The 11,450-nt window shown below is 60.4% G+C and carries 7 protein-coding genes and 4 pseudogenes; 7 read left to right on the top strand and 4 right to left on the bottom strand.

The window, feature by feature from the left end; genetic code table 11:
* Positions 1–67: 67 nt before the first annotated feature.
* Positions 68–1,129, bottom strand: a pseudogene (locus FNJ47_RS39800) (IS630 family transposase).
* Positions 1,130–1,517: 388 nt separating this feature from the next.
* Between FNJ47_RS39800 and FNJ47_RS39795 the strand changes: the two are divergent.
* A complete protein-coding gene (locus FNJ47_RS39795) occupies positions 1,518–2,258 on the top strand; it encodes a class I SAM-dependent methyltransferase (protein ID WP_163161431.1) in 741 nt (246 codons plus the stop codon).
* Between the two features lie 506 nt (positions 2,259–2,764).
* The gene (locus tag FNJ47_RS39790; RefSeq protein WP_163161429.1) at positions 2,765–5,476 is read left to right on the top strand and encodes an FAD-dependent oxidoreductase; all 2,712 of its coding nucleotides are present in this window, start codon (positions 2,765–2,767) and stop codon (positions 5,474–5,476) included.
* A gap of 140 nt (positions 5,477–5,616) precedes the next feature.
* Here FNJ47_RS39790 and tnpC read toward each other — a convergent pair.
* Together tnpC and tnpB (FNJ47_RS39780) are read right to left on the bottom strand one after the other, a co-directional pair.
* Positions 5,617–6,512 (bottom strand): annotated as a pseudogene (tnpC, locus tag FNJ47_RS39785) (IS66 family transposase); the annotation flags it as partial.
* Positions 6,513–6,563: 51 nt separating this feature from the next.
* Positions 6,564–6,854 (bottom strand): IS66 family insertion sequence element accessory protein TnpB, encoded by a 291-nt coding sequence (gene tnpB / locus FNJ47_RS39780; RefSeq protein WP_347341777.1) that lies wholly within the window; start codon positions 6,852–6,854, stop codon positions 6,564–6,566.
* 542 nt (positions 6,855–7,396) lie between these two features.
* On the opposite strand from tnpB (FNJ47_RS39780), the pseudogene FNJ47_RS39775 reads away from it, so the two are divergent.
* Positions 7,397–8,129, top strand: a pseudogene (locus FNJ47_RS39775) (metallophosphoesterase); the annotation flags it as partial.
* Between the two features lie 69 nt (positions 8,130–8,198).
* Here the strand turns inward: FNJ47_RS39775 and FNJ47_RS39770 are convergent.
* Entirely contained in the window at positions 8,199–9,638 is a 1,440-nt protein-coding gene (locus FNJ47_RS39770; protein ID WP_163161425.1) for an undecaprenyl-phosphate glucose phosphotransferase, read from the bottom strand.
* Positions 9,639–10,172: 534 nt separating this feature from the next.
* On the opposite strand from FNJ47_RS39770, the gene FNJ47_RS39765 reads away from it, so the two are divergent.
* The 4 genes and pseudogenes from FNJ47_RS39765 to tnpB (FNJ47_RS39755) form a co-directional block, all read left to right on the top strand.
* Positions 10,173–10,463: a hypothetical protein gene (locus FNJ47_RS39765; protein ID WP_163161423.1), complete on the top strand. Its 291-nt coding sequence runs from the start codon at positions 10,173–10,175 to the stop codon at positions 10,461–10,463.
* 323 nt (positions 10,464–10,786) lie between these two features.
* Positions 10,787–10,906: pseudogene (locus FNJ47_RS51830) on the top strand (hypothetical protein); the annotation flags it as partial.
* 151 nt (positions 10,907–11,057) lie between these two features.
* Positions 11,058–11,183 (top strand): hypothetical protein, encoded by a 126-nt coding sequence (locus FNJ47_RS53390; RefSeq protein WP_283811352.1) that lies wholly within the window; start codon positions 11,058–11,060, stop codon positions 11,181–11,183.
* A partial coding sequence (gene tnpB / locus FNJ47_RS39755; protein WP_163161421.1) for an IS66 family insertion sequence element accessory protein TnpB occupies positions 11,180–11,450 on the top strand: 271 nt, incomplete at its 3' end. The genes FNJ47_RS53390 and tnpB (FNJ47_RS39755), both read left to right, overlap by 4 nt.

Raw genomic sequence — 11,450 nt, 5'->3', positions numbered from 1 at the left:
CGGCCTCCCCAAAAGCAGCCTTGAATCTGATTTGCTCCTAAAAGGGAATCCTTAGAGTCCACACCACCTAGTGTTCCGTCCCGGAAATTCGCTGACAAAGTCGCGCGAGTTTCTGGAGGATGGAGTCAGCGGTGACGTTCCACACGAAGGGACAAGAATTTGCATTGTGGGTGCGGATGAAGTGGTCGATTTTTTTGACGAGATCGGCGGTGGAATCGAAAGAGCCGCGACGGATAGCGCGTTGAGCAATGAGAGCGAAGAAGCGTTCGACCTGGTTGAGCCATGAGGCGTAGGTGGCGTGAAATGAATGTGCCAACGCGGACGGCGTGCGAGCCAGGCTCTGACCTTCGGATGCTTGTGGGTGGCGTAGTTGTCGACGACGAGATGGACGTCGAGTTGGGCTGGCACGCTCGCCTCGATGTGACGCAGGAAGGCGAGGAACTCCTGATGGCGATGGCGGGGTTTGCACTGGGCGATGACCGCGCCGTCAAGCACGTTGAGGGCGGCGAACAGCGTGGTGGTGCCGTGGCGCTGGTAGTGTGACGCCTTCGATGTAGCCGAACCCCATGGGCAGCATGGGCTGGGTGCGTTCGAGGGCCTGGATCTGGCTCTTCTCATCGACGCAGAGCACTACGGCTTTGTCGGGCGGATTGAGATAAAGCCCAACGACGTCGCGTAGCTTCTCGACGAAAAAGGGATCGGTCGAAAGTTTGAAGCTGCGGGTGCGGTGAGGTTGCAGACCGAAGAGCTGGAACAGACGATGGACGGTGCTCTTGGCAATCCCGGTCTCTTTGGCGATCGCGCGCACGCTCCAGTGTGTTGCGGCCTTGGGCTTGCGAGCGAGTGTCTTGGTGATCAACTCGGCCACCGCCTCATCCTCAACGGTGCGGGGCCTGCCGCTACGCATCTCGTCGTAGATGAAGCGCTTGCTCCATTTGCCGATCGTATGGGGACCGACGCCAAGCCGCGCCGCCACGACGGTGTTGCTGGGCTCGCGCTCGCTCGCCAGCACGATCTTCGCTCGCAACGTCAGTGCCGCCGGCAACGAGCGCGAGCTCGTTATGGCCAACAGATGCGTGCGTTCGTCGTTCGATATCGTCAGCGTCGCTTTTGGCCGTCCGGTTCGCATCGGGTAGCTCCTTCGATCAGGATACCCGAAACCCATGCAATATTTATGCTACGAACTTACGGGACGGAACACTAGGTTGCGGTGGACGCTGTGATTGTGACGGTCGGATGCTCGTTGCAGCTAGAGGTTGGCGCTCTCTCGCGCACGATCAACCACTGCTCAGTGCTTTTAGTGTCGTGGGCGATGCAGTAGCCAGCTAACCTCTGCGGGGAATGTCTTCCAGCATCGTCTTCACCGGGCAAAGTAGGTTGAATTATGCCAGTCGCAGTCTAGCAAACAAGTCAACATCGGATGCCACGTAGTAGCCTTAATTGCTTCGGAAGATAATAATACTGTTTTCGCTCTTGTATTTTCGACGCAGCAATCTTGTTGTTCAGGAGACAGCAAAATGGCTACGGAAGTTTATCAAGATAGCTATTACGCGCGTCAGCGCATCGGATCGCGCGCAAGCGCGAGCGTCATTCTGCCGATAGTGTTCGACCTCATTAAACCCCAAGCGTTCGTCGATGTCGGTTGCGGTGTCGGCACCTGGCTTTCCGTAGCAGGCGATCTTGGCGTTGCGACATTGGTCGGCCTGGAGGGCGCTTGGGTCAAGGATGTTGCGATCGAACCCGGCACCTTCACCGTCAAGGTTTGCGAACTGGATCGCCATCTTGAATTGCCGCCGGATCTTCCGGCCCGATATGACCTGGCGCTATGCACCGAAGTCGCCGAGCACCTCCCGGAAGAAAGAGCGACATCCCTCGTCGACGACCTTTGCGCCCTGTCTGACGTCGTCCTCTTTAGCGGGGCCATTCCGGGCCAAGGAGGCAGCGGGCACATCAACGAGCAATGGCAGGACTATTGGGCGAACAAGTTTCGCGCTCTCGATTTCTATCCTTACGACGTTGTTCGACCGAAAGTGTGGAACGACGCCGCAGTTGAGGTGTGGTACCGTCAAAACATGCTTCTTTACGTGAGCAAGCAGCTCGCCGGCACCATGAAGGGTCTGCAGCCCTCGGAGATGCTCAACGTCATGCACCCAGAACTGTACGGATGGAAGCACCCGCCTGGAATCAGATATCTGCTGGGCGAACTTCCACTCGCAATCAGAAGACTGGCGAACCGGCGGCTCGGGAGAGCCGCATAAACGCGGCGAATAGGGCGTTGAAATCGGAGCCGGTGTCCGGTGATCAGCGAAGCGCAGAGAGAGCGATCTCCGGAGAAACCAGGAAGTCAACACAACTACGCTCATTTGAACGTCGTCATCGCGCCTAGCAATGCATTTCCGAATTAGGATATTCGGCTTAGGTAATCGGTCCGCCTTCGACGAACTGCATCCGATAGGCGGAACACGAGGGCAGTCGCTGACGTACGCAGGGCAATCTGCCGGTGCGGAAAGGAGAGGGGCCTCTAATTTACGGCGGCTTCATCCACCGAAAAGTTGATGTCAGCTGAGCGCGCTATATCGCGCCTGCATAGCGCGATTTCCGCGCGGGTCACGCAGCGAACTTTGCGCCCGCGAAACCCTAACCGTAAGGCTGATGTAAGCCTCGTCGAGTAACTTGATCGCAAGCTCGGAATGCATTTTGAGGGCTTGGTGCTTGCCGAGGTCACGTATTCGAAAACATTTTTCGCCCTTTGGGGCAGCAAGTTATGAATCGTAGGGAATTGCTGGCCAGCGTCGCCGCTGTCCTTGTGAGCGAGCGAGGCCGGGCCTTCGGCATCAGTCAGCTCCAACCGAGCGAAAATCACCTCAATTCCGTTGAGGAAGGGAAGAGCGGTAGCGATCCAGCCGTCCTTCCGAACTTCGCCTTTGAGCCCGAGACCGAGGCGCTTGCTGTCGCATGGGCTGCGGCCGGTACGACGATGACACGCCGTCGCAAATGCACCGTCAACCGGGGCGTCTCACGACTAAAGCACTTTCCCGTCGGGGATCCTGTCTGGCCGTGTCTTGTGCACCTTGGCAAGGCCGGACCAACGCTTGCCACGTCCAGGATCAACATCAAGACTCCCGGCACCTACGACCTGACGCAGGTTGGCGACGTCACGCTCGTTGCCAACGCCACCGTCGCGGCCTCCGGCGGCGGCTACTTCCGGATGACGGGTCTGACATGCTCCAGCCTTCCGCCGACGAGTCACGCGGTTGGCGTCTTCTCGTTGTCTCCCGGTGCTGTTGCCGACATGTCTTCTGAAATCGGCGCCAATGGCGCCACGAGCGGTATCACGCTCGGCATCTGGAACAGCGCTGCGAACAAGTTGGCGGCCCGCTGCGGCGGAGCCCTCGTTCCCTCCATCGGGAACGCCACGGATTGGGACGGCCAGTATTTCAACGCCATCTCGCGCGACAACACTGGCAACTTCCAGGCCTACCGCAACGGTCGTCTGGTCGCTGATGTCGCATCTACGTCGGTGCCTTTGCCCGCGCAGGAGATGTATCTGTTGGCTGCTAACAACAACGGCACTCCGTCCGGCAGCACGAGAGCGCTGTCCAGCTGGTTCGTGGCCGCACGCAACCTCACCGCGGCGCAGATGCAAGAACTCAGTGCGGTCCTCACGATGTGGCATCAGGTCATGTCGACCGCTGAGCTGGACACCCACGAAGCAGGCTATCAGCCGCAGAATGTCACCTCTTACGATGCGATCGTCTATGGTGCCACGGCTGCTGGCGTTCTCGCGGCGCGATCGTTGGCACGGGAGGGGCATTCTGTCTGTATCGTCGGTGGCTGGCGCGAGTACAACGTAAGTGGGATGCCCGGCGTCGGTGGCTTGGGTTGGACCGACAGTACGGCTCCCACCGCGATCACGGGGTTGGCGCGATACCTCATCAATCGCGCGGAGACGCTCGCCGGTGATGTTTTCTGGATCGATCGCGCCTCGCCCCCGACGCTCACGGCGACGGCGCGAGCTCAAGCGAAACATATCAAGACGCTTCTCCTAGGCACGTCGAAAATCTCTTTCGAGCCCCGCCATTTCGAGCAGGCCAACCGGGAGCTGCTTGACCCGTCGTTTGCGGGCGGTGCCGACATTCCCGTCTATTGGTCAACCGGCGCGATCAGCGGGGACGTTGCGGGCGGACAAATCGCCAGTTTCACGACGCGCGACGGCCGGACATTCCATGCGAAGGTCTTCATCGATTGCTCTTACGAGATGGACCTGGCCTATGTCAGCGGCTGCACCATGATGGTTGGCCGCGAGAAGGCTGGCTCCGGCATGGAAGCAGCGGATGGCTTCCGGGGCGTTCAAACCACCTTTGGCACGGCGCCGAACCTGGCCGTCAATCATGCGGGTGTGCCGGTCAAAATCGATCCCTGGAACATTCCAGGCGACACCAAGTCAGGGTTGATTGCCGGCGTGCAGGGCGTCTTCACGAACGGAACGCCTGCGAATGGTTCGGCGGATGGCAAGGTTCAATCGATGGCCTATCGCCTGACATTGACTACGAGGCCGGCCTACATGATCCCGTTCCCGTCAACTCCGCCTGCCGGCTATTCGACGTCGAAATACGAGATCCTGCTGCGCCTTTTCGCGGCGGACCCCACGCTGGTCTTGACCGACATCTTCAATATCCAGACGCTGGCGCCCGGAGTCTACGATTTCAACACGAAGAACATTATGTCGAGCGACTTCGTGGACCCGGCCTCGACCGAGTACGCCACCGCAAACTATGCTCGCCGCGAAGAGATCATCCGGCTTCACAAGGATTACATCCTGGGCTTGTGGTATCTCCTACAGCATGATGCGGACGACCGCATTCCTTCGGCGATCCGCACCGCGGCGCTGACCCATGGCCTGTCGGCGAAGCACTATTTCTCGCCGAATTGGGGCGATCAGCCCAACTTCAACAGCCAGATTTACGTCCGCTCCGGTCGCCGTATCGTCGGCGATTACGTGGTGACGGCCGATGATCTCGACGCGAAGGACGGCACGACGCCACGATCGAGCAAAACGGTTGCGGTTGCCGCCTACGACATGGACAGTCACGCCATTGAATATCGGGCATACTTCGACGGCACGAACTGGAGGGTCATCATCGAGGGTAATCTCTATATCACCCCGACCAGCGGCGTGGACAAGAAGGCGCCGATTCCTTACGAATACATGCTTCCCAGAACGGGCGACCCATCGAATCTGCTGTGCCTGTTCGGTGGTTCGGCCACCAACGTTGCGATCAGCGAAATCCGCATGGAGCCGCCGTTCTGGCAGATGGGTCAAGCTGCCGCTGTTGCCGCCGCGCTCGCGATCGAGAACGGCGACAACAGCGTGAAAGCACTCGCAACCAACTATCCCGCGCTACGCGCCCGACTTCTCGGAGTGAGATCATTGCTCGCAGGAGAGACCTCGCTCTCGCTGCCGACGGTGAACTAGTCATCCAGAATGCAGGCGCTCCACAACAGGGAGCACTGGCAGATCGCTCCGGAAGAGCACTTGGCAGAGTGCACATGACGAACCGGCCAATTGGTTCGTGAACCGGCGTGGGGTCTTGATTGACTTCATGTCTATGAGGCAATGCCGCGATAGCCCTCAATCAGCCGCAAGCCATGAACGGCGCCGCGGCCCAGTGCATAGGCATAGACCACCCCAGGCGGATCAGGTCCGGCCAAGGCCTGTCATCGCGTGACAGCGCCCAGAAGTAGCCGGTTTTTGTCCTACCGCGCCCCGGATCCAGCACCGGCGCCGGGGTCTCATCGACGCAGAGCTTCGAGGAGGCCAGCAGAAGCTGGCGCAGACGATGCCACAAGGGCTTCAATTCCTGGGCGGCATAGCCGACCCAGAAGGCGAGCGTGGAACGGTCGACGGCGATACCGTGCGTCGCCAGCATCTGCGCCTGGCGGTAAAGCGGCAAATGCCAATGATACTTGGCATCGATGACGTGCGCGACCAGTCGCTCGGTAGGCAATCCTCCCCTGATCAGTCGCTCGGGCGCGGCGTGCTGGAGGACGACGCCATGACAGGCGCGGCAGGCCAGCTTGGGCCGGCGGGTGACGATGACGCGATACTGCGCCGGCACGACGTCCAGCCTCTGGCTCTCATCGTGGCCGATCTCAAAGAGATCGCCTTTACAGGACGGACAGCAGGTTGCAGCGGGCATCAGGGTCTCGACGATGCGCGGCAAATGCTCCGGAAGCTGACCACGGTTGGTTCTACGCTCGGCCGCTCTCTTCTCGGAGGTTCTGCGATTGACGCGATCCTCGGCTGCTTCGAGAGCTGCGACCGCCTCTTCGATGTCCTCCAGAACAAGCTGTAGCTGATCAGCATCCAGCTTTTCCGAGGACCGGCCGAACTGTGCGTCTTTTGCAAGCTTGAGCAGCCGCTCGAGCCGGGCGCAGCGATCCAGCAGAGCCGCGGCAAAGACACGCAACTCGGCTGGATCGCTCGGCAGCTCATCGGGCAAATCACTCATTGGCCCGACTTTGCCATGCTTCGCGTCACGATGCAGTGATGATTTACATTTTTACGCAAGCGCTTTCGGCTGCGGGATTCGAGGCGCGTGCATGCGCGTCCAATCCATGCCGGCCACCAGCGCTGACAGCTGGGCCGCATTCATCCGCATCACACCGGCCACGATGGGTGGCCATTTGAAGCCGCTGCCATCGAGCCGCTTCCAGTACATCACAAGGCCGCTGCCGTCCCAGACGACGATCTTCACCCGATCGGCGCGCTTCGCACGGAACACCACCGCCACGCCCTTCATCGGGTCATGGCCCAGCGTCCTCCTTCGCCAGCAGCGCCAAGCCCTCCGCACCTTTTCTGAAGTCCACAGGTTGCGTCGCGACGTAAATCATGAGGTTCGCGGGCGGCGTCAGCATGAACGTGTCCGTCGGAGCGCAATGAACACATCGCTCAATACAGCAAGGCCAGGCGCACCGCGTACCTCCACGCGGGCTCCCTGGAACTCAATCGTCACAACGGCGGCTTCCGGCGACCCGGCGGGCTCTGCGGCCGCAGGCAACGCCGATTCCGACATCACCGGCACGAACGACAGCGTGTCCGCCGAAGCCGGCAGCACCAACTGGCCCAAACGCGCCCGGCGCCGCCTGTCGTGCACCTGCTGGGGCCGGCAGCCATGGCGACGGGCGACGTCTGTGACCGCCCCCGGCAAAGCACCACGCGGGCAGGTCTCGGTATGTGCAATCCACTGGTGTCGCGCCAGGACCGCTGGAGCGCGTGCCTTTGCGCCCCGACAATCGCTTGCGAACCTTGAGTTGCCGGACCGCGCTCGCCGTTGCGGCGCACTAAATTAGAGCTAACATGTTCCGATCCTTTCGCGAGAAACCCCGCCGCCAGATGTTGTCACCACGCAGATCTCAGCCGTCGAGGCACAAGCCGAGACTGCCTGATGGGGTGCGCATCTACGCGATGAGCGACATTCATGGCTGCGCCCATTTGCTGAAGCAGATGCTCCGGGTGATCGACGCCGACGTCGCGCGAAGCCGTCCACGCTATGCCATCGAAGTATATTTGGGCGACTATGTCGACCGTGGGCCAGATTCACGCAGCACCCTCGATATCCTGATCAACCGTAGCCGGCGGGGCAACACGGTCTTCCTGAAAGGAAACCACGAGGCCTTTCTCGGCGACGTCTTGCGCAATCTAGCGCTCCTGCCCGAGTGGCTGCAGGTCGGCGGGCTGTACACGCTGATGTCCTATGGATTGGCGCCTCCTCCGCTCCGGGAGAAGAGGAGCAGCACACGTTGGTGCGGGACTTGACGCGTGCAATGCCGCCCCAACATCGGGAATTTCTCGACAAGTTGCGGCCAACGTTTAGCTGCGGCGACTTCTTCTTCGTCCATGCCGGCGTGCGCCCGGGGTGCCGCTCGCCGAGCAGCAGGAGGCGGATCTACTCTGGATCCGCGAGGAATTTCTGCAAAGCAAGCGGAACTTCGGCAAATACGTTGTGCACGGTCACACGCCCGTGCACATGCCTGAATTGTTGGAAAATCGTGCCAATATCGATACCGGTGCCTTTGCGACCGGCAATCTCACCTTGCTGACGATCCAGGGCAACAGCATGCTTGCGCCTCCGCGAACGGCGTCGGCGGTGGGAGGCATTCCAGCCTTCGCCGACGCCGCAGCATCGCGAGCAGCCTCAATAGGCCTCCTGGTACATCAACGCAGTCGCTGTGCGAATCAGGATCCGGATGTCGAGCCAGATGCTCCAGTTGCTCACATACCAGACGTCATACTCGACGCGCTTTTCCATCAGGTCGATGGTCGGCGTCTCGCCGCGGAAGCCGTTGACCTGGGCCCAGCCGGTCAGACCCGGCTTCATGTGGTGCCGATAGACGTATTTGCTGATGAGCTGGTCGTAGTAGTTGTCGTGGGCCAGCGCGTGCGGGCGCGGACCGACCAGAGACATCTCACCGCGCAGCACATTCCAGAGCTGCGGCAACTCATCGATGCTGGTCTTGCGCAGGAAGCGGCCGACCCGCGTCACCCGCTTGTCCTGCTTGGTGACCTGCGTGACCGTGGAGCCGTTCTCGGCCACGGTCATGCTGCGGAATTTCCAGATCTGGAACGGCTTGCCGTTGAAGCCACGGCGCGACTGCCGGAAGATGATGGGACCAGGGGTATCGAGCTTGACCAGCAGTGCCGCCGTCAGGATCAGCGGCGCCAGCATCAGCGACGCGAAGGATGCGAGCCCGATGTCGAGGCAGCGCTTCTGGACCCGCTCGAACACGGACAGCGGCGGCCGCTGGATCTCGATCGCCACCGTCCCGCTGACCGGCAGGAACGGCCGCGACACCAGGTCGGCGATCGGGAAATCGGGCAGCAGGCGGATCGGCTGCGGAACCACCCGGAGATGCTGGCTCAGCTTCTGCAGCATCGGCAGCTCATTCCAGTCGATCGCCACGAGATATTCGTCGACGTCAGTCGCGCGAGACTGCCGGACCACATCGGAAATCTGCTGGCTCCAGGCCTCGTCATCCTGGTCCGGGCCCACGCTGAACACGAAATGACGCACGACATCGAAGCCGTGCTTGCGGAGATCCTTGAAACGGTTCGACGTGAAATCAAGCGAGCGCAGACTGAGCAGGATCACCTTGCGGTCGATCAGCCGCTCCTTGGCGAAAGCCGACGACAAGCAGTAGCGCCAGATCACACGGTGCGCGACAAGCCCGAGCGCCCCAATCACCGTGAACAGGATGATCGTGCCGCGAGACAGGTTTGCCGTCGACTTCAAAAGGAACGCTGCGACCGCCAGCGTGGTCAGTGCGAACAGCCAGGTGAACAGGACCTTGCGCGATTGCCAGAGCGTATTCAGCAATCTGTGGTTGTCATAGGCTCCCTGAAAATAGGCGGCCGCAACGAAGACCATGCCGACAATCAGCCCGGCGCCGAGCGAATTGTCCGGGTCGGTCGGCGGATTCGTGAATTCGCGATAGAGGGCTCTCGCCGCCACGTAGCTGAGCAGGATGAGAAGGAAGTCGCCGGCGATGACGAAAAGCTGAAACGGCCTCTGCAACGAGGTCCCGCGGTTCGAGCTCAGTATGTGGAGTCCATCGGAGCCGTACGTTGTTGCAGACATCTCGACCTCATCATCACTTCAACGGCCGCGCGTCGCGTGAAAGAAAACGGACAAAGCCAACAAATGTCGGTGGAGACGACTCGAAACGATCTAACGCAAAAAGCTTGCCTGGGAAGTTCGGGTTCGCGCGAACGCCGGCGGAAGTTGTTTAGTAAACGAAGCGATATTGTGGCGCCGCACTCGGAAAATCAATTTCGTTCTTCGCATTGCAAAATTATGACGTTGGCCTCGATCACAGCATGATGCACAAGCAAGCAATTCGTAATGCGCAATTGTTCAGCGCGAGCACGGAACCCCCGTCTCATGAGTGCGTGCGCAATGAGGCGCGCCAGATTGCACGACTTGACGTCATGCTGTTGACATTTCCCTGAGCAGCGCTGCTCGCACCAATTTATGCATGTAACAGAATCGTTGATGCTTCCGGGCAACAGTTCGTTGCGCACACGCCTTTGATGTCACGACAATTCGACTGTGGCGCTTAAACCAATCTTAGCTCGTGGCCGTTAGGGAGTATGGCGGCGAGGAGTAACGAGTGTGACCACATTGGCGATCTGCTGCACCTTGTTTGGCATGGCCTTGGGTGTCCGGTTCAGGTTTTTCGTCCTCCTGCCGGTGCTGTTCCTGGGCACGCTGCTCATTGTCGTGCTTTCGGTCGCAGAGCAGCTTGGCTTCGGTCAGGCGTTATCCACCATCGCCGTGTTCGCCGGCTGCCTGCAGTTTGGGTATTTGGTCAGCGCGCTGATCAGGCACAACGCCGGTTCGGCTGTGGTGATCGAGAAAAAGGAACCGCTGGCGGTCCGCAGCTCGGTTGACCGCCGGCGATGAGCCTTGCCGCCGAAACGCGGCAAAACCGACGCAATCTGGGCACAAGAGCGGTAGCAATCTGACGGCGATAGTCAGCAGCGCGTCGTCACCTTTGGCGGAGCTAGCCGTACGCATCCGGCTAAGGCCCCGGCTAGGGCCGTTGTTGGGCGGAAGGCTGATGGTGCTTAAGCGGCGTGGGCGACGCTTTGAGGCTGCCAATTCCAAGGCAGCAGTGCATTGATGCGCTTGGCAGGGTGATCGTAAGCGTCGTTCCGCTCCCACCTTCTCGTGGCACATGGGATAGGCGAGTTTCACGATCTCTTTGAAGGGATCGGCTTGTGTCTATGCTTGACCATACGCTTATGTCGGACGTGACGGCGCAGCGGCTGGAAGTGATCACGGAGACGGGACGCCGTCGTTGGTTCTCCAAGGATGACAAGGCCCGGATCGTCGAGGAGACGCTGGTACCAGGCGCGGTCGTTTCCGAGATTGCCCGACGACACGGACTGACCTGCAACAAGTGTTCACCTGGCGCCGGCAAGCGCGCCGGTTGCCGACGCCGATGGCTAACGATCCGCCCTTTGTACCGGCGGTGGTGGACGCCACGCACCGGCGGTGGCTGTTGGCCACGATGTCGGGGTCATCGAGATCGAAGCCGAAGGCGTCACTATCCGGGTCGGCCGAGGCGCGGACGTGGCGATGATTGCGACCATCGTCCATGCGCTGAAGGCAAGCCGGTGATCGGCCCGTCCGGAACTGTCCGGGTAATGGTGGCAACCAAGCCGGTCGACTTCCGCAAGGGAATGGAGGGGCTTGCGATGTTGGTACGCGAGCACATGAAGGCTGATCCGTTCTTGGGTGCTGTTTATGTGTTCCGTGCCAAGCGGGCCCAACACGCGACATTCTGCATACAGTCTTCGAAGCGCGACAATTGCATATCCGTGGCATCCGCTTTTTCGGCGGACGCTTCAGGTCGCACCTTTCCGACGCGGCAAGGATTTGAAGTGC

The organism is Bradyrhizobium uaiense, assembly GCF_010811875.1.
Lineage (GTDB): Bacteria > Pseudomonadota > Alphaproteobacteria > Rhizobiales > Xanthobacteraceae > Bradyrhizobium > Bradyrhizobium uaiense.
This window is presented reverse-complemented; position numbering and strand designations above follow the sequence as displayed.